Annotated in this window: 12 protein-coding genes; 9 read left to right on the top strand and 3 right to left on the bottom strand. The window is 72.0% G+C overall.

The window, feature by feature from the left end; translation table 11 throughout:
• The first annotated feature begins 10 nt into the window (after window positions 1–10).
• The 6 genes from CLV71_RS34300 (at window position 11) to CLV71_RS34275 (ending at window position 16,495) form a co-directional block, all read left to right on the top strand.
• Window positions 11–5,428: a type I polyketide synthase gene (locus CLV71_RS34300; RefSeq protein ID WP_133907056.1), complete on the top strand. Its 5,418-nt coding sequence runs from the start codon at window positions 11–13 to the stop codon at window positions 5,426–5,428.
• A gap of 22 nt (window positions 5,429–5,450) precedes the next feature.
• Complete coding sequence (locus CLV71_RS34295) at window positions 5,451–6,401, top strand: TauD/TfdA family dioxygenase (RefSeq protein WP_133907055.1); 951 nt, start codon at window positions 5,451–5,453, stop codon at window positions 6,399–6,401.
• Window positions 6,398–6,586: an MbtH family protein gene (locus tag CLV71_RS34290; protein WP_133907054.1), complete on the top strand. Its 189-nt coding sequence runs from the start codon at window positions 6,398–6,400 to the stop codon at window positions 6,584–6,586. Before CLV71_RS34295 ends, CLV71_RS34290 begins: the two co-directional genes overlap by 4 nt.
• Entirely contained in the window at window positions 6,583–9,654 is a 3,072-nt protein-coding gene (locus CLV71_RS34285) for a non-ribosomal peptide synthetase (protein WP_133907053.1), read from the top strand. The genes CLV71_RS34290 and CLV71_RS34285 overlap by 4 nt, the downstream gene beginning before the upstream one ends.
• Window positions 9,651–15,116: a non-ribosomal peptide synthetase/MFS transporter gene (locus CLV71_RS34280; protein ID WP_133907052.1), complete on the top strand. Its 5,466-nt coding sequence runs from the start codon at window positions 9,651–9,653 to the stop codon at window positions 15,114–15,116. Before CLV71_RS34285 ends, CLV71_RS34280 begins: the two co-directional genes overlap by 4 nt.
• Window positions 15,117–15,304: 188 nt before the next feature.
• On the top strand, window positions 15,305–16,495 hold the full coding sequence (locus tag CLV71_RS34275) for a cytochrome P450 (protein ID WP_243866972.1): 1,191 nt from the start codon (window positions 15,305–15,307) through the stop codon (window positions 16,493–16,495).
• Here CLV71_RS34275 and CLV71_RS34270 read toward each other — a convergent pair.
• Complete coding sequence (locus CLV71_RS34270; RefSeq protein WP_133907050.1) at window positions 16,476–17,729, bottom strand: Nramp family divalent metal transporter; 1,254 nt, start codon at window positions 17,727–17,729, stop codon at window positions 16,476–16,478. The two genes, CLV71_RS34275 and CLV71_RS34270, sit on opposite strands and share 20 nt — an antisense overlap.
• An 81-nt stretch (window positions 17,730–17,810) precedes the next feature.
• On the opposite strand from CLV71_RS34270, the gene CLV71_RS34265 reads away from it, so the two are divergent.
• From CLV71_RS34265 to CLV71_RS34255, 3 genes are read left to right on the top strand one after another with little or no spacing between them, the layout of a single operon-like run.
• Window positions 17,811–18,479, top strand: a complete 669-nt coding sequence (locus tag CLV71_RS34265; protein ID WP_133907133.1) for a response regulator transcription factor — start codon at window positions 17,811–17,813, stop codon at window positions 18,477–18,479.
• The gene (locus tag CLV71_RS34260) at window positions 18,479–19,858 is read left to right on the top strand and encodes a HAMP domain-containing sensor histidine kinase (RefSeq protein ID WP_133907049.1); all 1,380 of its coding nucleotides are present in this window, start codon (window positions 18,479–18,481) and stop codon (window positions 19,856–19,858) included. Before CLV71_RS34265 ends, CLV71_RS34260 begins: the two co-directional genes overlap by 1 nt.
• Window positions 19,855–20,808: a TAXI family TRAP transporter solute-binding subunit gene (locus CLV71_RS34255; protein ID WP_133907048.1), complete on the top strand. Its 954-nt coding sequence runs from the start codon at window positions 19,855–19,857 to the stop codon at window positions 20,806–20,808. The genes CLV71_RS34260 and CLV71_RS34255 overlap by 4 nt, the downstream gene beginning before the upstream one ends.
• A gap of 190 nt (window positions 20,809–20,998) precedes the next feature.
• On the opposite strand, the gene CLV71_RS34250 is transcribed toward CLV71_RS34255, so the two are convergent.
• Complete coding sequence (locus CLV71_RS34250; protein ID WP_133907047.1) at window positions 20,999–21,631, bottom strand: hypothetical protein; 633 nt, start codon at window positions 21,629–21,631, stop codon at window positions 20,999–21,001.
• 93 nt (window positions 21,632–21,724) lie between these two features.
• Window positions 21,725–23,671, bottom strand: coding sequence for an ATP-binding protein (locus tag CLV71_RS34245; RefSeq protein ID WP_243866969.1), 1,947 nt, complete (start codon window positions 23,669–23,671; stop codon window positions 21,725–21,727).
• Window positions 23,672–23,847 lie beyond the last annotated feature (176 nt).

The raw sequence follows: 23,847 nt of genomic DNA, 5'->3' as shown, positions 1-23,847 counted from the left end.
ACGACCAGAGATGGACCAGCCGAACGAGATCGACCCGCAGGGGTGCGAGCCGATCGCCGTCGTCGGCATCGCGGCACGGGTGCCCGGTGCGAACGACGTGCACCAGTTCTGGCGCAACCTGGTGGACGGCGTCGAGTCCGTCACCACGTTCACCAGGGAGGAACAGCTCGCCAGGGGCGCGCTCGAGGTCGAGGTCGACGACCCGGGCTGGGTGTCCGCGGCGCCGGTCGTGGACGGCTTCGACCTGTTCGACGCCGGGCTGTTCGGCATGACCGACCGCGAGGCGGCGCTGACGAGCCCGCAGCACCGCCTGTTCCTCGAGAGCTGCTACACCGTCCTGCAGGACGCGGGCTACGACCCGGCCCGCTACCACGGCGCGATCGGGGTGTACGCGGGCACCGGCGGCAACGCCTACTTCTGGGAGAACATCAGGAAGAACGCCGCGGCGAGCGGCTCACCGCACAACGGCGTCTCGCTGGCCACCGGCAACCAGCCGAACTACGTGGCGACCAGCCCGTCCTACCGGCTGGACCTGCGTGGGCCGAGCATGACCGTCGCCACCGCGTGCTCGACGTCCCTTGTCGCGCTGCACCTCGCGTGTGAGGCGCTGCGCAACGGCGAGTGCGACATGGCGATCGCGGGTGGGGTGAACATCGAGCACCCGCAGGGCATCGGCTATCTCGGCATGGAGGGCTTCACCTCGCCGGACGCGCACGTGCGGCCCTTCGACGCGGACGCCAACGGCACCGTGTGGGGCAGCGGCGTCGGCACCGTCCTCGTGAAGCGGCTGTCCGACGCGGTGGCCGACGGCGACACCGTCCGTGCCGTCGTGCTGGGCAACGCGATCAACAACGACGGCGGCAACAAGGTCGGCTTCACCGCGCCGAGCGTGGACGGCCAGGCCGAGGCCGTCGCGCAGGCCGTCGGCATGGCGGGCATCGACCCCCGCACGATCACCTACGTCGAGGCCCACGGCACCGGCACCGCGATGGGCGACCCGATCGAGGTCACCGCACTGTCCACTGTGTACGCCCAGGACACCGCCGCCCGCGAGTGGTGCGGGATCGGCTCGGTGAAGGGCAACATCGGCCACCTCAGCCAGTCGGCGGGCATCATCAGCGTGATCAAGACCGTGCTGGCGATCGAGCACGGCCTGATCCCGCCCTCGATCAACTTCGAGCGGCCGAACCCCGCGATCGACTTCGCGGACACGCCGTTCTACGTGGCCTCCTCGCTCACCAAGTGGGACCCGGACGGTGTGCCGCGCACCGCGGGCGTCAGCTCGTTCGGCATCGGCGGCACCAACGCCCACGTCGTCCTCCAGGAGCCGCCCGCGCTCGCCGACCGTCGCGAGAAGCCGGGGCCGCAGGTGCTGGCGCTGTCCGCGCGCACCGAGTCCGCTCTGGACACCGCGGTCACCCGCCTGGCCGAGCACCTGGAGGGCACGCCGGCGGGGGAGGAGTACCTCGCGGACGTGGCGCACACGCTGCGGGTCGGGCGGCCGGAGTACACCCACCGGACCGCCGTCGTGGCGACCGACCTGCCGGACGCGGTGGCCGCGCTGCGGTCCAGGCGTCGTCAGCGGGGCGTGGCCGACGGGCTGCCGCCGAAGGTGGCGTTCCTGTTCTCCGGCCAGGGTGCCCAGTACGCGGGCATGGGCGCTCAGCTGTACGCCACCCGCCCGGCGTTCGCCGCCGCGGTCGACGAGTGCGCGGAGCTGCTCGTCCCCGAGCTGGGGCTCGATCTCCGCGACCTGCTCCTCGGGCACGACCAGGACGCCGAGGCGACGCTGCGCGAGACCCGCTACACCCAGCCCGCGTTGTTCGTCGTGGAGTACGCGCTCGCCGTGCTGTGGCAGGAGATGGGCGTGCGGCCCTCGGCGATGGTCGGCCACTCGATCGGCGAGTACGTCGCCGCGACCGTGGCAGGTGTGTTCAGCCTGCCCGACGCGTTGCGGGTGGTCGCCGCTCGCGGCAGGCTCATGCAGTCGGTGCCCGCGGGCGCGATGCTCGCGGTGCAACAGGACGAGTCCACGGTGGAGCTGCCGGACGGGCTCGCCGTGGCGACGGTCAACGGACCGGGCACGTGTGTGGTGGCCGGGCCGGTGGAAGCCGTGGCCGCCTACGCGGACACTCTCAAGGCTGCGGGGGTGAAGGCCAAGGAGCTGCGCACCTCGCACGCCTTCCACTCGTCCATGATGGACCCGGTCCTCGCCGAGTTCACCGACGTGGTGCGGGGCGTCGCGCTCGCGGCGCCCAGGATCCGGTTCCTGTCCAACGTGTCCGGTGACTGGATCACCGACGAGCAGGCCACCGACCCCGAGTACTGGGCCGCGCACCTGCGCAGGCCGGTACGGTTCGGTGACTGCGTCGCCACGCTCCTCGGGGAGGGCGGCCGGTGGTCGCTCCTGGAGTGCGGCCCCGGCAGGCAGCTCGCGGGCCTCGCCCGCATGCAGGTCGCGAAGGCACCCACGGCCGACCAACGCGCGCTCGTGCCGCTCACGAGCCTGCCCGGCGAACCGGGCGACGACCTCACCGTCGTGGCCGCCACCTCGGCGGCCCTGTGGCTGACCGGCATCCCGGTGCGGGTGCCCTCCGAGCCCGACGCGCTCCGCATCCCGCTTCCGGTCTACCCGTTCGAACGCAAGCGGCACTGGATCTCACCCGACCCGGTCACGTCCACCGCGGCCAAACCGGAACGCGGCGGCCCGCTGCCGCTGTCCGACTGGTTCGCGGTGCCGGCCTGGCGACAGGTCGCCACCGACCCCCGAACCGTCCCGTGTGGACGAACACTGGTGTTCGCGGACGGCCCCCGCGGCGCAGCACTGGGCACCGCGCTCGCCTCGGCGGGCGCCGAGGTCGTCCTGGTCGGCGCGACCGGCGACCACACCGTCCGCCCCGGCGTCCGCGAGGACTACGACGCGCTCGTGGCCGCCCTCGGCGAGGTGCCGTCGCGGATCGTGCACGCGTTCGCGCTCGACGGCGAGCCGGCAGGTACCGACATCGCCGCCGCGTGGGCCGCGCAGGACCGCGGGTTCTTCAGCGTCCTGCACTTCGTCCAGGCACTCGCCGGCGCGGGACTCGCCGAAGGGGCGCACCTGGACCTGGTCTCCTCGGGCACCGCCGACGTCACCGGCACCGACCTCACCCGCCCGGAGCAGGCCACCCTCGCGGGCCTCGCCAGGGTGCTGCCGGTGGAGATCCCCGGCCTGACCGTGCGGCGGATCGACGCGGACCCGGCGACCACCGACGTGCGCGCCCTGGCCGCCGAGCTGCGGCGGCCGGTCGTGGCGGACCGCGCGGAGATCGCGCTGCGGTCCGGCCGCGCCTGGGTCGGCGGCTACGAGCAGGTCTCACTGCCCGCCACCACCGGGAGCCCGGTCCGTGACGGCGGCCGCTACCTGGTCACCGGCGGGCTCGGCGGCGTCGGCATCACCCTCGCCGAGGACTTCGCCGTGCGGGCACGGGCGAAGCTGCTGCTGACCTCCCGCGCCGGGCTGCCGCCCCGCGAGGAGTGGCACACCTACCTCGCGGTGCACGGCAGCTCCCCGACCGACCGGGTCGGCCGCGGCATCGCCGCCATCCGGCGCATGGAGGCGGCAGGCGCCCGGGTCGTGGTGGTCGCCGCGGACGTGACCGACCCCGACGACGTGCGGCGGCTCCGCGCGGTCGCGCACGAGGAGTTCGGCGGGCTGGACGGCATCGTGCACGCGGCAGGCGTGGCGGGCGGCGGCATGGCCGAGGTCAAGGAACGCGCCGAGGCGGAGAAGGTCCTCGCGCCGAAGCTCGCGGGCACCCTCGCGCTCGCCGAGGTGTTCGGCGACGACGAGCTGGACTTCGTGGTGCTGTGCTCGTCGATCACGTCGGTGGCGGGCGGGTTCGGCCAGGTCGACTACTGCGCGGCGAACAACTTCCTCGACGCCCACGCCCGGGGCGGGTGCGGCTGGCGGGCGCCGGTCGTCAGCCAGAACTGGGGCGGCTGGGCGGAGATCGGCATGGCCGCCGAGACCGCGGCACCCGCCGGTTTCCGCGCGCTCACCCAGGAGGGTGCGGCCCGCGCACTCGACCACCCCGTGCTGACCGCGGTCGTCGAGGGCGCGGCGCACACCGTGGCCAGGGGACTGGTGTCGGCCTCGACGCACTGGCTGCTCGACGAGCACCGGATCGGCGGCGTGCCGGTCGTGCCGGGCACCGGGCACCTCGAGTGCGCGCGTGCGGCGACCGCGGCGATCATGCCGGGACCGGTCGGTGCCGCGCTGGAGCTGCGGGACATGGCGTTCCTGGAGCCGTTCGCGGTGCCCGAGGGCGGGTTGGCGCAGTACCAGGTGGTGGCGTCCACCGTGGACGAGGAGCTGGAGCTGGAGATCCAGAGCGTCGCGGCCGGTGTCACCCGCACCCACGCACGCGGGTCGGCGGGCTGGACCACCGACGAGCCCGCCGCGGACCTGGACGTCAACGGGATCATCGCCCGGTGCCGCAGGGTCGACGACGACGCGTCGTTCGGCCGGGGCCGCACCAGCATGCTGACCTTCGGCCCGCGCTGGAACGCGTTGCGGGAACACCACCTCGGCGACGGCGAGGAGTTGGCGAGGATCGAGGCACCCGCCGGTGCCGAACCCGGCTGGGGCCTGGACCCCGCGCTGCTGGACGTGGCCACCGCGTTCGGGCGGGGCCGGGGCGAGGGCACCTACCTCCCGCTGTCCTACGGCCGGATCGTCGTGCGTGCGCCGCTGCCCGCGGAGTTCTACTCCTACCTCACCCACCGGGGCGGCGCCGACACCGCGGACGTGGTCGCCGCCGATCTGCGGCTGGTCGACACGAGCGGCCGGGAACTGGTCGCCATCACCGAGTTCGTGCTGCGCAGGGTGGACCAGGACGCGGTCACCGGCGGCCTGACGACCGCGCCGGCCGCGGTCGCGACGGCATCGGCGACGACGAGCGACATCGCGCCCGCCGACGGCGCGGAGGCGTTCCACCGCAGCCTGTCCGTGGACCTCGGCCGCCAGGTCGTGATCACCACCCACCCCGTCGCCGACATCCTGGTCCGGGCAAGGGAGGTCACGACCGACTCCATCGCCACCGACCTGGACCTGGCCGCCGAGACGCCGTCCGACGACGGCACGGCGACGGCCCCGCCACGCACCGAGCTGGAACGGATCGTCGCGGGCGTGTGGCGGGAGGCACTCGGCATCGACGTGGTCGGTGTCGACGACGACTTCTTCGGCCTCGGCGGCAACTCGCTCGTCGCCGTCCAGCTGATCGCCGCGCTGCGCAAGGCGGTCGGCGTGCGGCTGCCGATGCGCAGCCTCTTCGAGACCCCGACCGTCGCCGGGCTCGCCGCCCGCGTCGAGGAGGTCCAGGCGGAGGAAGCGGCCGCCCCCGAACGAGAAGCGCCGAGGACGACCATCCCCCGGCTGCCCCGAGCCTGACCGTCCGAAGGAGACGAAGAACATGACTACCCCGACGAGCACGACGCTCGCCCACGTCGTGGAGAGCGACGGGACGGCCGTCCTGGACGTGGTCGCGGAACGGCGCGAGGAACTACGCGCTCAACTGGTGTCGCAGGGCGCGCTGCTGCTGCGCGGGTTCGACATCGGCGGCGTCGACGGCTTCGACCAGGTCGTCCGCGCGCTCGCGGGCGAGCCGCTCACCTACACCGAACGGTCCTCGCCGCGGCACGCGATCAAGGGCAGGGTCTACACCTCGACCGACTACCCGCCGGAGGAGGAGATCTTCCTCCACAACGAGAACTCCTACCAGGCGGGCTGGCCGCTGACGCTGTTCTTCTACTGCGTCACCCCGCCGGAAACCCTCGGCGCGACCCCGCTCGCGGACATCCGCACGGTGTACCGGGAGCTGGACCCGGTGGTGCGCGGGGAGTTCGAGCGCCGGGGCTGGCGGCTCGTGCGCAACTTCCACCCGGACTTCGGCACGAGGTGGCAGGACGTGTTCACCACCGAGGACCGCGACGAGGTCGCCGAGTACTGCGCGGCCAACGGGATCGACGTCGAGTGGCGTGGCCGCGACGGGCTGCGGACCACCGCGGTGCGCAGGGCCGTGCACCTGCGGCCGGGCAGCGACGTGCCTCGCTGGTTCAACCACGCCACGTTCTTCCACGTGACCACACTGCCGAAGGACCTGCGCGAGGGCCTGCTGGCGATGTTCGGCGAGGACGAGCTGCCAGCCAACACCTTCTACGGCGACGGTGAACCGATCCCCGCCGACGTGATGGACCACCTGCGAACCACCTACCGCGCGGCAAGCACACGTTTCGACTACCAGCGCGACGACATCCTCGTGGTCGACAACATGACCGCGGCACACGCCCGCGAGCCGTTCACCGGCGCCCGCAGGATCGCCGTCGCCATGGCGGAGGCCCACAAGCCGGAGGTGACCCGATGAGTGAGGAACGCTTTCTCGTGGTGCGCAACGACGAGGAGCAGTACTCGATCTGGCCCGACGGCCGCGAGCTGCCGGCGGGTTGGCACGACGCGGGTTTCGCGGGCACCAGGGACGAGTGCCTGGCGCACGTCGACGAGGTGTGGACGGACATGCGGCCGAAGTCCGCCCGAGAGGTGTCCTCATGACCCGGGAATGGGCGTTCCCCGCCTCCTACGCCCAGGAACGGGTGTGGCTGGCGAACCAGCTCGACCCCGAATCGCCGGTCTACAACGTGTCCCTGCCGGTCGTGTTACCCGCCGGGCTGACCGTCGAACAGGCCACCGAGGCCGTGGGTCGGGTGGTGGAGCGGCACGAGGCGCTGCGTACCTACCTGCGTGCCGACGGCGACGAGCTGGTGCAGGTCGTGCGTGCGGCAGAGCCGTTCACGCTCGACGTGGTCGACCTGTCCGATGTGGACCGCACCGACGAGAAGGACCGGCTGTTCGGGCTCGCGGGGGAGCAGTCCCGCACACCGATCCCCCTCGACGCACCACCGCTGTGGCGGGCCCGGCTCGCGCGGCTGTCCGGTGACCGCCTCGCCCTCCTGTTCGTCGCGCACCACGCGGTGTTCGACAGCCACTCGATCCTGGTGCTGCGCCAGGAGATCGGGGAGCTGTGCCGGGCGACGGTCGAGGGGCGGGAGCCGGCCCTCCCGGCGCTGGAGATCCAGTACGCGGACTACTCGGGGTGGCAGCGCGACCAGTCCGACGCCGACGGGCTCGCCTTCTGGCGTGACCGGCTGGCCGGCGCACCTCCGGTGATCGCACTGCCCACCGACCGGCCACGTCCGACCCGGCTCGGCTTCGAGGGCGACGAGGTGTGGTTCGACATGCCGGCCGGGCTGCTGGACCGCGTCGGCGAGGTGGGCAGGCAGGCGTCGGCGACCCCGCAGATGGTGCTGCTGAGCGCCTATGCCGCGTTGCTGTCCCGGCTCTCCGGCACCGAGGACGTGGTGCTCGGCCTCGCCGCGACCGGCCGCGACCGGCCCGAGCTGGTGCCGCTCGTCGGCATGTTCGTCAACCAGGTGGCGCTGCGGGTGGACGTGAGCGGCGACCCCACGTTCGCCGTACTGCTCGACCGGGTGCGGGGCGCGCTCCTGGATGCCATGGAGCACTGGCACACGCCGTTCCAGAAGATCGTCGAGGCGGTCGCGCCGCGGCGTGACCCTTCGGTGCAGCCGGTGTTCCAGGTCGCGTTCAACTTCATCCCCGACTCCGGCATCGACGAGATCAGGCTCGGCACCACGAAGGACGACCTCGCGTTCGACGTGACCGAGGGCCGCAGCCGCGTGGTCTACCGCACGGCACTGTTCGACCGGACCACCGCCGAGTCCACAGTGGACCGGTACCTGCGTGTCCTCGACGCGGCCGTGTCCCACCCGGACACCCCGGTCGCCGACCTGCCGCTCCTGACCGACGCGGAGCTGACCAGGGCCACCGCCGCCGGCGTGGACCTGGACGTCCCGGCCGCGACCGTCCCGGAGCTGGTGGAACGCCAGGCCGCCGCGTCGCCGTCGCGGACCGCGCTGGTCGTCGGTGACGTCACCATGACCTACGCCGAGCTGAACGCCGAGGCGAACCGGCTGGCCCGCACCCTCGTCGAGCGCGGTGCCGGGCCGGAGTCGCTGGTGGCACTGGCGCTGCCGCGCGGCGCCGACCTCGTCGTGGCGATCCTCGCGGTGTCGAAGTCCGGCGCGGCCTACGTGCCCGTCGACACGGCGTACCCGGCCGAGCGGATCGCGTTCATGCTCGCGGACGCCGCCCCGACGCTCGTGCTGGCGGACCGCGAGATCCCCGGCACGGTGCCCACCCTGGTCCTTCCCACCACGACCGGCGGCACGGACACCGACCTCACGGACGCCGACCGGCGCTCGCCGCTGCGGGGCGCACACCCCGCGTACGTCCTCTACACGTCCGGCTCCACCGGACACCCCAAGGGCGTCGTGGTCTCACACGACTCGGTCAACACCTACCTTGCCCACGCGCGGACCGCGTACCCGAGCCTCACCGGCACGGTGCTCATGCACTCGCCGGTGTCGTTCGACCTGACGGTCACCACGCTGCTCGGCACGCTGACCGCGGGCGGCACGATCCGCCTCGCGGCACTCGACGACCCGGCCGCCCGAGCAGGCGGTCGGCCGACGTTGGTGAAGGCCACCCCGGGCCAGCTGCCGCTGCTGGACGCCGAGCTGTCCCCGACCGGCGAACTCGTGCTCGGCGGCGAGGCACTGACCGCCGAGGCGCTGCGGGACTGGCGTGCCGCCAACCCGGGCGTGACCGTGGTCAACGAGTACGGCCCGACCGAGGCCACCGTCGGCTGCGTCGCGGCACGCGTGGCACCAGGGGAGGAGCTGCCACCCGGCCCGGTCGCCATCGGCCGGCCCGTCCCCGGTGCCAGGACCTACGTGCTGGACCGGCGGCTGCGCCCGGTCCCGACCGGCGTGGTCGGCGAGCTGTACGTGGCCGGTCCCCAGGTGGCACTCGGCTACCTGAACCGCCCCGGCCTGACGGCGCAACGGTTCCTGCCCGACCCCTTCGCGGCCGGCGAGCGCATGTACCGGACCGGCGACCTGGCCAGGTGGCGCGCCGACGACACGCTCGACTACCTGGGCCGCACCGACCACCAGGTGAAGATCCGCGGCATGCGGGTCGAGCTGGAGGAGATCTCCTCGGCGATGCTCGCCGACCAGGACGTCCGCGAGGCCGTGGCGGTACTGCGTGCGGGGACACTCGTCGGCTACGTCGTCGGCAGCCCCGACACCGGAGCACTCGCGACCGAGCTGGCCGCCGCACTGCCCGAGCACATGGTGCCGTCCGCCTTCGTCGTGCTGGACAGCATTCCGTTGACACCCAACGGAAAGCTCGACCGGGACGCGCTCCCGGAACCTGCGGCGCACCAGGGCGCGGCCTACCTCGCGCCACGCACTGACGCGGAAACCCTGGTGGCCGAGGTGTTCGCGGAGATCCTCGGTGTCGAGAAGGTCGGCGCCCTCGACGACTTCCACGACCTCGGCGGCAACTCACTGCGCGGCATGCGTGCCATGGCGCTGATCCGCGCCAGGATCGACGTCGACGTGCCGATGCGTGCGCTGTTCAGCTTCCCGGTGGTCGCCGACCTGGCGGCCGAGATCGAACGCCTGCTCGACGCGGAGCTGGCCGAGATGACCGACGACGAGATCGCCGCCCTGCTGGCGAAGGAGAACGACCAGACATGACCGCCCTGCCGGAGGCCACGGACCGCGGTGCGGCCAGGAAAGCGCTGCTGGCCAAGCGACTCCGCGAACGTGCCGACACGAAACGGGCCCACCGCATCCCGCCACGCCCCGATGGCGCCGTGGTGCCCCTGTCCTACGCGCAGGAACGCGTCTGGTTCATGGACCAGCTCGCGCCGGGAGAGGCGGCGTACCACATCGCGGTGCCGGTGCGGGTCCGCGGCGCGCTGTCGGTGACGGCCCTCCGGTCGGCGCTGGCGGGACTGGTCGCGCGGCACGAGTCGCTGCGCACCCGGTTCCCGGCCGACGCCGACGGTCGCCCGACCGTCGTGGTGGAGGAACACCTCGACGTGCCGCTGACGATCGCGGTGGCCGCCGACGAGACCGAGGCCCAGCGGCTGGTCGACGAGGCGTCCGTCGAGCCGTTCGACCTCGCCGCCGGACCGCTCCTGCGGGCACTGCTCGTCGAGCTGGCCGCCGACGACCACGTGCTCTTCCTGTCCCAGCACCACATCGTCGGCGACGGCTGGTCGGTCGACGTGCTGCTGCGGGACGTCATCGCCCTCTACCGCGGCGAAACCCCACCCGACCTGCCGATCCAGTACGGCGACTTCGCGGTGTGGGAGGCCGGACAGCTCGACGGCGACGAGACCCGGCGGCATCTCGAGTACTGGAAGAACCGCCTGGCAGGCCTCGAACCCCTCGAACTGCCCACCGACCGCGCCCGTCCCGCGACACAGACCTACCACGGCGACTACGTCGAGCTGACCGTCGACCGCGACACCACGGAAGCGCTCACCGCACTGTCCAGACAGGACGGTGGCACGCTCTTCATGACGCTGCTCGCCGCGTACCAGGTGTTCCTGTCCCGGCACGCGCGGCAGGACGACTTCGCGGTCGGCGCGTCGGCCGCAGGCCGCTCCGCGCCCGAGCTGGAGAACGTGGTCGGCATGTTCGTCACCATGCTGGCGCTGCGGACGGACCTCTCCGCCGACCCCACGTTCACCGAGCTGCTCACGGCGACCCGGCGCGACGTCCTGGACGCGTTCGAGCACGCGGACGTGCCGTTCGCGAAGGTCGTGCAGGAGTTGGGGCTGCCGCGTGACGTGTCCCGCTCGCCGGTGTTCCAGGCGATGTTCGTGCTGCAGAACTACGAGATGGGCCGGTTCGCCGGTGCCGCGACCGGTTCGGACACCGAGTTCCGGTGGACGCCCATGGAACTGCGGGCCACCCGGTTCGACTTCGAGCTGCACCTCGTCGAGATCCCGACTGGCCTGTGGGGCAAGCTCGTCTACAACACCGACCTGTTCGACCGGTCCACAGTGGAGCGCATGGCGGACCGCCTCGGTGTCCTGCTCCGCGCCGTGGCCTCGGCACCCGACACCCGCGTGTCCGAGCTGGCGATCATGCCCGCCACCGAGACCGCTCTCGTGGTCGACATGTGGAACGACACCGCCGCCGACTTCCCGCACGACACGACCCTGCACGGGCTCGTCGAGCAGCGCGCGGCCACCGACCCGGAGGCCGTCGCCGTCACCCTCGAGGGCGAGAACACCACCTACGCCCAGCTCAACGCCAAGGCGAACCGCATCGCCCACCGGCTCCTCGAAGCGGGCGTGGGCGCGGAAACCCTCGTCGGTGTGTGCGCGGAACGGTCCGTCGAGCTGGTCGCGGGCCTGCTCGGCGTGCTCAAGGCAGGTGCGGCGTACGTGCCGCTGGACCCCGAGTACCCGGCGGACCGGCTGGCGTTCATGCTTGCCGACGCCGCCGCGCCGGTCGTGCTGGTGCAGAGCCACCTTCGGGACGTGCTGCCGGACACCGGTGCGACCGTCCTCGCACTCGACGACGAGGCGCAGTGGGCAGGCAGGCCGTCACACGACCCGCCGCAGGTGTGGGCCGACCACCTGGCGTACGTCATCTACACGTCCGGCTCGACCGGCCGCCCCAAGGGCGTGCCCAACACGCACCGGGGCATCGTGAACCGCCTCGACTGGATGCAGAAGCGCTACGGGCTCACCGCGGCCGACGCGGTGCTGCAGAAGACCCCGGCGAGCTTCGACGTGTCGGTGTGGGAGTTCTTCTGGCCCCTGCGCGTCGGCGCGCGGCTCGTGCTCGCGAGACCCGGCGGCCACAAGGACGCCGCCTACCTGCGTGACCTGCTGGTCGCGGAAGGGATCACGACCACGCACTTCGTGCCGTCGATGCTCACCGTGTTCCTCGGCGAGGACGGCATCGAGGCGGCCACGTCGCTGCGCAGGGTGATCTGCTCCGGCGAGGAGCTGCCACACGCCGCCGCGGTCGAGTTCACCACCCGCTTCCCCGGCTGCGAGCTGCACAACCTCTACGGACCGACCGAGGCGGCCATCGACGTCAGCGCGTGGCACTGCGACCCCGCCGCCCTCGCCGACGTCACGAGCGTGCCGATCGGCGCCCCCATCGCGAACCTGCGGCTGTACGTGCTGGACGGGTGCGGCAACCCGGCACCCGTCGGGGTGGCGGGCGAGCTGCACCTCGGTGGCGTCGGCCTCGCCCGCGGCTACCACCAGCGCCCCGCGTTGACCGCCGAGAAGTTCGTGCCCGACCCGTTCACGCCGGGCGCCCGTCTGTACCGCACGGGCGACCTCGCCCGCTGGCGCACCGACGGCACGATCGACTTCCTCGGCCGCATCGACCACCAGGTGAAGCTGCGCGGCCTGCGCATCGAGCCGGGTGAGATCGAGGCGGCACTGCGCGAGCAGGACGGCGTCACCGAGGCCGCGGTGATCGTCCGCGAGGACAACCCCGGCGACAAGCGTCTCGTCGCGTACGTCGTCGCCGCAGCGTCCACATCGGACCTGAAGGCCGCGCTCAAGGACCGGCTGCCCGAGTACATGGTGCCCGCCGCGTTCGTGGAGCTGACCGAGCTGCCGTTGAACCCCAACGGAAAGCTCGACCGCAAGGCCCTGCCCGCGCCGGTCGTGTCCCGGGACGCGAGCACCGAGCTGGTCGCCCCGCGCACCGACACCGAGCGCCTGCTCGCGACGATCTGGTCGGAGGCACTCGGCGTCGGGACCCTCGGCATCGACGACGACTTCTTCGACCTCGGCGGGCACTCCATGCTCGCCACCCAAGTGGTCGCGCGGATCCGCAAGGACAGTGCCGACACCCGCGCGGTCGGCGTCATGGACCTGTTCACCCACCGCACGATCCGCGACCTCGCCGAGTTCATGGCGGGCGACGTGACCGACGACGGCCCGCGCAGGCTGCTGTACGAGCTGACGAAACCACAGCGCGGCAGGAAGAAGCTCACGTACGTGTGCGTGCCCTACGGCGGCGGCAGCGCGATCGTCTACCAGCCGCTCGCCGACGCGCTGCCGGACGGCCACGCGCTCTACTCGGTCGCGATCCCGGGCCACGACATCGGCCTGGAGGAGCAGGGCCTGCCCTTCGACGAGCTGACCACGCGCCTCGCCGACGAGGTCCTCGAACGGATCGACGGCCCGCTCGCGCTGTACGGCCACTGCGGCGTCGGCTCCGCGATCACCGCGGAGGTGGCCCGCAAGCTGGAGGACGCGGGCCGGGAGCTTGAGGTCGTCTACATCGGCGCGATGTTCCCGTTCGCCCGGCCCAAGGGTGCGTTCGCCGCACTGCGCAACAGGTTGGAGCGCCTCAAGAGCAACCGGCACTACGGCGCCTGGCTGAAGTCCATGGGCGTGGACACCGACGAGCTGGACCCCGAGCAGGCGGACCGGATCATCTCCAACATGCGAGCGGACTCACGTGCGTCGGAGGACTACTTCACCGGCCTGCTCGACCGGGGCGCCCCGAAGCTACGGGCACCCGTCGTGTCGGTGGTCGGCTCGGAGGACCCCGTCACCGACTACTTCACCGAGCGGTACGCGGAGTGGCAGTTCCTGTCCGACACCCTCGGCCTCGTCGTGCTGGACCAGGCCGGCCACTTCTTCCTGAAGTACCGGGCCGACGAGCTGGCCGAGATCATCACCACCACGCACCCGGCCATCGAACGCGCCGAGACCGAGCCGCTGGCACGCCCGGCACGCGGCGTCGACGCGCCGTGGGACCTCCGCGACTGGCAGCGGATCGGCGACCCGGCGCGGACCGGCGTGCGCCCGAGCATGGCGCGGTTCGTCAGCGTCACGTTCGGGCAGCTCGTGTCCACGACCGGATCACTGCTGACCTCGTTCGCACTGCCGATCTGGCTGTTCACCCGCACCGGCTCGGTCACCGACCTCGGCGTGCTGTGGGCGCTCGCGCTCGTGTTCGGCGTGCTGACACTGCCGATCGCGGGCGCGATCGTCGACCGGTCCGACCGGCGCAGGGTGATGATGCTGGCGAGCGGGATGTCCGGCACCATCCAGTTGGGACTCGCCACCCTGCTGTTCACCGACTCGCTGGAGCTGTGGCACGTCTACCTGCTGGTGTCGCTGTCGCAGGTCGGCGGGTCGTTCCAACGCATCGCGTTCCAGTCCGCGGTGCCGCAGCTGGTGCCGAAACGGTTCCTGGGCCACGCCATGGGCATGGTGGCGCTGTCCACGGGCACCGCGCAGCTGTTGATGCCGGTGCTGGCCGCGGGCCTGTACGCGGCGATCGACCTGAAGGGCATCCTGCTGGTCGACGTGGCGAGCTACGTGTTCGCCATCGGCGCGCTGCTGGTCGTGCGGTTCCCCGACCTGATGGCGTGGCGCCCGCGTGAGCCGCTGCTGGTCGCGATAGCGGGCGGTCTGCGGTACTCGTGGAACCACAGGGGTTTCCGCACGATGCTGGCGTACTTCGCCGTGGGCAACATGTTCCTCGCCCCAGCGCTGGTGCTGGTGACGCCGCTGGTGCTGTCGTTCGCCTCCACGACCGAGGTCGCGCAGGTGGCGATCGCCGAGGCGGCGGGCGCGATCGCGGGCGGCATCCTGATGTCGGTGTGGGGTGGTCCCACGAAGCGGCGCATGCTGGGGGTGCTGGTCGGCAACCTGGGCACGGCGGTCGGCTGCGTGGTCATCGGTCTGGACGCGTCGGTGCCGGTGGTGTTCTGCGGCATGTTCCTGATGGCGGGCTCGATGGCCACGGCGCAGGGCATCTACGCCACGCTCGTGCAGGTGAAGGTGCCGCAGCGCTACCACGGCCGGGTGTTCGCGCTGAACCAGACGATCACGTGGTCCACGCTGCCGATCGGCTTCGCGGTCCTGGCCCCCGGCGCGACCGCGTTGTTCGAGCCGCTGATGGCGCGCGACGGTGCCCTGGCGAACACGGTCGGCGCGTTGCTCGGCACCGGCGATGGCCGCGGCATCGGCCTCGGCTACGTGGTGTTCGGCCTCGCTCTGGTCGTGGTGACGGTCGCCGGGTTCTCCGTCCGGCTGCTGCGCCGCTTCGACACCGAGGTGGCGGACTCGCTCCCGGACGACCTGGTCGGCGCACAGGAACGCGAACGCCGCCTGGCCGCCAGGGAGAAGCCCAAGGTCGCCACCGCCGCCTGACACCGCACCGAAGGACGCCTTTCACACAATCCCCCCGCACGAAAAGCCGCCCAATTACGGCGCAGGTTCAGCCTGTCGCAGTATTCCGGTATTCGGCGGCGTGCGGGATGGTGTGATGGGACGCGCCCGAGCGGAGGCGGCACATGACAGCTGCGTCAACATCACGAGATATCCCGTACCTCGATATCATGGACCAGGAATTCGACTTCGAAGGTCGGGAGGCGGTCGAGGCGCAGGAGCGGAGCTGGTACGCGGACAGCCCGCTCGGCACCCTCGTACTGCGCTACGCCGAGGTGCGGGACCTGTTACGCGACCCGCGTCTCGACCACAACGGCAAGCGGTACCTCGAGATGAACGGCATCGTCGACGGCCCCATCCACGACTGGTTCGTCCCGATGATCGTCAATCGCGACGGGGAGAGTCACCGACGCCTGCGCGGCCTGGTGAACAAGGCATTCACGCCGCGAATGATCAGCGGTTTGCGCCCGTTCATCCGCGCGAAGGCAGAAGAACTCACGGATCAGTTGGCGTCGGTCGAGGTCTGCGAGTTCGTCGAGGATTTCGGCAACCCGCTACCGCTCGCCGTCATGTGCGAGCTGCTCGGCGTGCCGACCGAGGACTACGACACGTTCCGCGTGTGGACTGCGGACGTCGGCCTCGTGTTCAGCCTCGCACACGGCGGCGACATCCCCCGGCGGGTCGAGAACGCGCTCGTCGGGCTCAACGGCTACGTCGACGCCATCATGGCCGACAAGGCGGCGTCGCCCACCGGCGACCTCATCTCGGCCCTGGTCACCGCGCGGCGGGACGACGACGGCCTGGTCAGCGTGGCGGAGCTGCGCAACCTCATCGTCACGCTGGTGTTCGCCGCTCACGACACGACCCGCCACCAGCTCGGCAACGCGATGGTGGCCTTCGCCGCGCACCCCGACCAGTGGCGGTTGCTCGCCGGCAGGCCCGAGCTGGCCGCCCGGTCCGCCGACGAGGTGATCCGCTGGGTCCCGTCGTCGAGGTCGGTGTACCGGTTCGCCGCGGAGGACCTCGAGTTCCGGGGCGTGCACTTCCCCAGGGAGACGTTCTTCATGATGTGCGTCGGCATCGCGCAGCGCGACCCCCGCGTGTTCCGCGACGGAGCCACGTTCGACATCAGCGTCACCCGCGAGGCACCCGCACTCCAGTTCGGCGGCGGCCCGCACCACTGCCTCGGGTCCGCACTGGCCAGGACCGAGGTCGCCGAGGTCCTCCCCGTGCTGACCGGCAGGCTCGGCCCACCGGTCGTCGCGGGCCCTCTCGGCTGGCGCCCACCCATCGGGATCCACGGCCCGGAACCGCTCCCACTGCGCTTCGACACGCCCGGTCCTACTCGAACAGACCGGTGACCTGGTCGTAGGCGAGGTAGACGAACAACGCGAGACACGCCACCAGCAGAGTGTTGGACAGCCGGCCCGAGCGGCCCGCACTGTCCAGCCCGCGGGAGTTCAGCAGTACCAACAGGGTGCCGGCGAGGAACGGCATGAACAGGGCGCCGAGCGCGCCGTAGGCCACGGTCAGCCCGAACGGCTCGTCGAGGAACAGCAGGACCATCGGCGGGAAGGTCAGCCACAGGACGTAGGCCCGGTAGGCGTTGCTGCCCTCGATGGGTGCGGTCGTGCCACGCAGCGTCCGCCACCAGTCGGCGAACAACAGGCTCACCCCGTGCCACACCCCGATCACCGACGTGAACGACACCGCGAAGAACCCGATCAGGAAGGGGATCCTGGCCCAGTGCCCGTAGTCGGCGGCGAGTGTGTCCCCGAGGGTGAGCAGCCCCTTGTCACCGGAGACGATCTCGTGTCCCTGTAACAGCTCCGCGCCGACGACCAGCATCGCGACGACGAAGATGCCGGTCATGACGTATCCGGTGGCGTTGTCGGTGCGCATCATCGGGAGCCAGCGCGGCCCGCGCCAGCCCTTCGCGAGGGTCCAGTAGCCGTACGCGGCAAGGGTGATCGTGCCGCCGACGCCGCCGATGAGGCCAAGCACGTACACCATCGAGCCGTCCGGCAGGCGCGGTGCGACACCGGCGAACAGGTCGCCGAGGTGCGGCGTGACGAGGACGGCGGTGCCGACGACGGTCACGAACATGATGCCGACGAACGCGGTCATCACCTTCTCGAGCACGGCGTAGCGCCCGAACCAGACGAGCAGGAACCCCGCGAGCCCGCACAGCATCGCCCAGTACCGCACGGAAAGCCCGGGGAACAGGGCGTTGAGCGGCAGGCCGGAGGCGGACATCGCGGTGGCGCCGTAGATGAAACCCCAGACGACCGCGTAGACCCCGAAGTACCACAACGCCCACCGGCCGAGCGTGCGCCAGCCGGACAGGATCGTCTCGCCGGACGTCAGGTGCCAGCGGCCGACGGCCTCGCCGAGCGCCAGCTTGAACACCGTCCCGACGATCACGGCCCAGAGCAGCGTGTAGCCGTACTTCGAGCCGGCCACCATGGTCGCGACCAGGTCGCCCGCCCCGACGCCGGTCGCCGCCGCCATGACCCCGGGGCCGATCTGCCGTACCCGCTCCCGCCAGTGTGACGGTGCCTGACCCACCGCGGTGTGTTCTGCTTCACTCGACATGGTGGGACCGTAACCAGCGAACCGGGCCGGCGTGGATGGCTCGTGGCGAGACTTAACAGTCGCTTAGGGGAGATGAGGGTCATGCGGGTGCTGCTCGTCGAGGACGACGGGGGAGTGGCGGACGCGGTGACCGGCGCGCTCGCCGCGCACGGCCACGCGACCGAACGGGTGACCCGGGGCGAGGACGCGCTGGTCCGGCACCGCGTCGCCGACCTGGTGTTGCTGGACCTCGGCCTGCCCGACATGGACGGGCTCGACGTGCTTCGCAAGCTGCGTGTGGTGTCCGACCACCCGGTGATCGTCCTGACCGCCAGGGGCGACGAGCGTTCGGTGGTGCGCGGGCTGCGCCTGGGCGCCGACGACTACCTCGTGAAGCCGGTGCGCCTCGCCGAGCTCCTCGCACGGATCGACGCGGTGGCAAGGAGATCACCCGCGGCGGCGACTCGGACGAGCGTGGTCCGGGCCCGCGACCTGGAGATAGACCTGGACGCGCGTCGCGTCACTGTGGACGGACCGGGTAGGCGGACGCAGATAGAGCTGACGGCCAAGGAGTTCGACATCCTGGCGGTGCTCGCCCGTGACCCCGGCGCGGCGGTGAGCCGCGAGCAGCTGCTGGACGCCGTGTGGGGCGACGCCTACCTCGCCGTGTCGCGGTCACTGGACGTACACCTGACCACGTTGCGTGCCAAGCTCGCCCGGCCGGGGCTGGTGACCACGATCCGCGGGTTCGGCTTCCGGCTGGAGTGCTGATGCGCAGGCGGCTGCTGCTCGTGCTGCTCGTGTTCTCGGTGCTCGCGGTCGCCGGGTTCGCCGTGCCACTGCTGGAAAGCACGGCGGCGAGGCGCACCCAGGAGTACGTGCTGTCCCGCACGGGAGACCTGAACCGGTTCGCCACGCTCGCGCAGGAGGTCACGTCGGGCAGCGACCGCACCCGGCTCACGGGCGAGGTTCGTGGACACACCCGCGTGTTCGGCGACGGCGTCGTGGTGGTCGACGCGCGCCGCCGGGTGATCGTCGAGGAAGGGTTGCGTGCCACGGAACCGAGGGTGTCCGCGGCGATAGACGCGGCACTGCGCAACCAGCCGGCCGCCACACCGCAGACGCTGCGCCCGTGGTCCACCGGGGACGTCCTGCTGGCCCGCCCGGTCGGCACGGGCACCCGGGTGAGCGGCGCGGTGGTGCTGCGTTCCACCGTGGACCCCGCGGTCGAGGACATCACGACGAGCTGGTCGATGATCCTGCTCGGCGCTCTCGCGGCGCTGACCGTGTGCGTGGTCGTGGTGCTGCGGCTCGCGCACTGGGTACTGGGCCCGGTGCGGCAGCTGGCCGACGGGGTGCACGCGGTGGCGGCGGGACGCGAACGGGCGCATGTGGACATCGTGGCCGGGCCGCCGGAGCTGCGAGGACTGGCCGAGGAGTTCAACGAGATGTCCGACGCCCTGGCCGAGTCGGCACAACGGCAACGCAGACTGGTGGCGGACGCCTCACACCAGCTGCGCAACCCGATGGCGGCACTGCGGTTGCGGATCGACACGCTGGCGGCACGCGACGCGACGCACGGCCCGATGGTGACCGAGATCGAGCGTCTGGAAGCACTGTTGGACGGCATGCTCACGCTCGCGGCGGCGGACTCCAAGGCCACCGACCTGGCCGCGGACCTGGCCGAGGAAGACCACTGCGACGCGGTGGCCGTGCTGGCCGAGCGCGCGGAGGCGTGGCACGAGGCGGCGGTCGCCAAGGGGGTGCGGCTGGCGGGACCGACGCGGGTACCGCACGGAATCGTGGTCGCGTGCGCGGAGTCGGAGCTGGCCCAGGTCGTGGATGTGTTGCTGGACAACGCCATCAAGTACGCGGGCAACGGTGCGACGGCCCGCTGGTCCTGTGTGGACGAAGCAGGTCGAGTCCTCCTGACGATAGCGGACGACGGACCAGGGGTACCGGCGGGCGAGCTGGACCGCCTGACCGAGCGGTTCTGGCGCTCCGGCCGACACCGCGACGAACCGGGTTCGGGCCTGGGCCTCGCGATAGCGGAACGCCTGGTGACGGCCAGGGGCGGCACGTTCGGCGTGGACAACGGCGACCGGGGTGGCTTGGCGGTCAGCGTCATGCTGCCGACGACGGAGGAATGATGATCACGAGACGCGCCACGCTGCGACTGGGCCTCGGCCTGACGGCGGCCGCGGTGACGGGGTGCGCGACGGGGGAGTACGGCGGCCCGCCACGCGGTGTGCGGATCGCGGCGGGCGAGCCGGGCGGCTTCTACATCGAGTTCGCCCGGCTGCTGGCGAGGCAGCTGACGGCGGCGGAACCCGCCCTGGGCGTGGAAGTGGTGGCCACGGGCGGCAGCGTGGCCAACCTCGACCTGGTCGAGACGGGCCGGGCCGACCTCGGCCTCACCCTCGCAGACGTCGCCACGTCGGCGAACGCGGGCTCGGCGCCGTTCCACCGTGCGGTACCGCTGCGGGCGATCGGCCGGGTGTACGAGAACTACGCGCAGCTGGTGGTGCCGGTGGACGGTCCGGTGAGGACAGTGCGAGACCTGGCCGACGCCCATGTCTCCCTGGGCGCCAACGGTTCCGGCGCAGCGGTGTTCGGTGACCGGCTGCTGGCGGCCACGGGCGTTGCGGTGAGGGCGGACCACCACCCCCTGACCGTGGCGACCGCCGAACTGGCCACGGGCGCGATCGACGCGCTGCTGTGGTCGGGCGGCGTACCCACCCCGGCACTACGCGACCTGGACGCGATCCGCCCGGTGCGCCTGCTCGACCTCGCCGCCGAACTACCGTTACTACAGGCCGCACACGGCCCGGTGTACGAGGAGGTGACCGTCCCGGACGGCGGCTACGGCCACCCCGGCGCCATCGCCACGATCGGCGTACCCAACCTGCTCGTCACGACTCCCGACCTACCGGCCGACATCGCCGCCGCGGTGGCGACCGTGCTCGTCCGCGGCGCTCCGCACCTGGTGCCCGGCCAGGCACTGGGCACCCAGTACCTGGACCAACGCTCCCTGGTCGTCACCGGGGACGTGCCATTGCATCCCGGCGCCGCGACGGCCTACCAGGACCTCCGCGGCTGACCCGGCGTCCGGCGGGCGGGGGAATCGGTGCCGTCCGGCGCGTGCGTGGCGCGGATGCGGGAGGTCGAGCTTTCGTGGTCCGGGGGAATGACGGTGACAACGCGAGCATCGGCGAGAAGGCGGCGATCCCGGGGTGTGCGGGCGAAACCGTCGCACGCTGTTCGGGATCGCCGCCGGACGGGCTGTGGCGTCAGGCGGTCCAGGTGATCTCGGTGCGGTCCGCGTCGCCGAAGTAGAAGGCCAGTGTCACGTCCTTGATCTTCTGTCCCGTCGGTGCGAGGTACACGCCGCAGTCGGTGTAGGACTCGCCGACCGCCAGGTTGTCCGGCACGTCACCCTGGCACGGCGCGAAGTCGCCGATCAGGCTCAGGCGGTTCAGTTCGTCACCGGAGGTGTTGTGGGCGGCGATGACGCCGAAGATCCCACCCGGTTCCATCGGCAGCGGGCCGACGTTCGTGAAGCTCACCGTCACGTAGAACGGGTCGCTCACCTTGGCCTGGGCGTCCAGGTCGAAGTCCGCGAGGTCCCCGATCGAGCCCGCCTTCACCGACTCCGTCGTCACGGCGAGCTTCGTGCCGTCCTTGCTGAGGCTCTTCGTCTCGTACATCACCGTCGCGGTCTCGCCGACCGCTAGCTTGGTGCCGGTCGGCGTGAGCTCGCCGTCGCCCGAGGGCGGGGCCTCCTTCGACGGGGAACTGCTCGCCGCGACGGGCGTCTGTGGCACCGACGTGCCCGGCGCCGCCGTCTCCTCCTGCTCGCTCCCGCACCCCGCCAGGGCGAGCACTGCCGCGCACGCGACGATGACGATCTTCCTGTGGCTCATTGCCGGTCTACCCCTCTGATGATCACAACACGGCGATACGCCGGTGTCACCCAGTGGGCGTTCCGTCCCCGTTCCATCGGATGGAACGGGCCGTCAGGGCTCGTAGGAACAGAACATCCCCATGCGCACGGTGTCCCGCAGGTGGCCGCCCAGCGCGGGGTCGGCCTGCGCCACCCTGACCAGCACGCGGCGGATCGCCTTGCCCACCGAGATCCGCGCGCGTTCGGCCTCGTCGGGGAAGCGCCGGGCGCGGCCCGCGAGCCCGGTGGCCCCGGTCAGTTCCGTCAGCACCCATTCCCGTTCCACGCGGCACCGCTTCGCGCCCTCCTCGTCGTCGCGGGCCTCGTGCTCGGCGATGTCGGCGTTGAGCCTGCCCAGACGTTCCCGGTACTCGGCCATCGCGGTCTCGTCCAGCACCGGCTGCCCCGACATGCGTGCCGAGGCGGCGTCGGTGCCGCTGACGAGGTCGACGGCGGCCACCTCGGTGCCGGGGTTGGCGAGCAGCACGGCCAGGTGGCGCATGCCGACGCTGCTGGGGACGAGCGCCACCCGCTCGTCCCACTCGAGCCGCCAGCTGTCCCCGGTGCGCACGCATACCAGCGGCCTACCCGACGGTGTGGCGGCTGGTTCGTGCACGGTCACGCCCAGTGCCCGCGCCTCCTCCTCGGCGCCCGCCCGCTCCCGGGCGGCCTCCGAGGACCGTCCCGCCAGGGCCAGTGCCCGCGCGTACCGTCGGCGGGACATCGCCACGGCGGGCCAGTGCGCCAGCGCCAGGTTGGCCCGCACCGCGGCCCGCAGGTGGTCGACGGCCCTGTCCAGGTCGCCGGTGATCATCGCGGAGATGCCGAGCGAGTTGTGGACCGAGCCGAAGCACGCGATGCCCAGGCTCGCCATCGCGGGCAGGTGCGCGAAGGGCAGCAGCAGGTCGTACACGTCGGCGGCCACGTCCGCGTCGCCCAGCAGGAACGCGGCCTCGGCGATGCCGCTCATCGTCACCAGCCAGGTGCTCGACCTGGGCAGTGCGTCGAGGCCGCCCTGGCACAGCGTGGCGAGGGTGGCGCTCGCGGTCAGCCGGTCGCCCGCCTGCGCCGCGGCCACGGCGAACGCGGCGAAGTAGGAGTTGTCGACCACGCTGAGCGTCGGAGAGTGCACCAGCTCCGACAGCATCGGCACGAGCTCGCCAAGCCTGCCCTGGTACCAGCGGATCGCGAACAGTTGCCCGCCGTACCAGCCGGTCCAGTCGACGTCGCCCGCCGCGGCGCCCCGCTCGGCGCACCGGCCCGCCATCTCCTCGGCCTCGGCGAAGCGGCCCGCGCGGATCGCGAGCATCACCTCGATCGCGCCGACCACGAAGGCGACCGCGAGGTTGTCCCGCTGCGCCAGCATGTCCCGCAGTTCCGCCAGCCTGCGCCTGGCCTGCGGGTCGGCCCCGAGGAAGAGGTCGACGGTCTGCCACAGCTGGCCCATCAGCAGGTCGCTGCGGCGGCCGGTGCGGAAGCTCTCCTCGGTCAGCTCGGCCGCGAGGGCCGCGCGTCGCGCGCCGTGGTCGGGACCGAGCACACAGTGGTGGGCGACGCTCAGCGCCTCGGCCCGCACGACCGGGTCGACCGAACGGCGTGCCTCCTCGAGGCTCGCGAAGATCGCCTGGTGGTCCCCGGCCCGGTAGTCGGTCTCCGCGGCGAGCCGGACACGCAGCTGCAGGGCGAGTGAGCTGGCCGGCTCGACGAGCGACAGGGCGTGGCGCAGCCTCGCCCGCAGCTGTCCGCCGCCCGCGAGGGTGCGGTGCTCGTGGACCCACAGGCCACCGAGGCCGAGGGTGGCGACGGCGATCCCGTTGATGTCACCCGTCCGCTCCGCCTCCGCGTAGGCTGCCTCGAACAGCTCGCGGCTGGTGGCGAGGTCGCCGTCGCCGAACAACGCCTCGGCACCCCGCGCGAGCAACGACCCGGTCTCACGGTTCCTGCTGCCGACCGGCCCCACCCCGACGGGTCCGATCGCGACCGTTCGGGCACCCGGACGGTCGCCTCCCTCTGCATCCACTCGCACCATCGCTCGTTCGCCGCTTCACCGACGTTCTCGGGGAAAACAGACAGGATGTTACGCCGTCAAGGGGTTGGGGCACGGCTGGTCACGCCAGCGCACTGAAGGACGCCTTGGTAACGCTGGGCGCACTGAAGGCGTCCTTCAGTGCGGGAGGCCGGTTGTGGTGGTGGCCG

Origin of the sequence: Actinophytocola oryzae (assembly GCF_004364325.1) — a bacterium.
Taxonomy (GTDB): Bacteria; Actinomycetota; Actinomycetes; order Mycobacteriales; family Pseudonocardiaceae; genus Actinophytocola; species Actinophytocola oryzae.
Note: the sequence above shows the minus strand (reverse complement) of the source record. Positions and strands in the feature narration are given on the sequence as shown.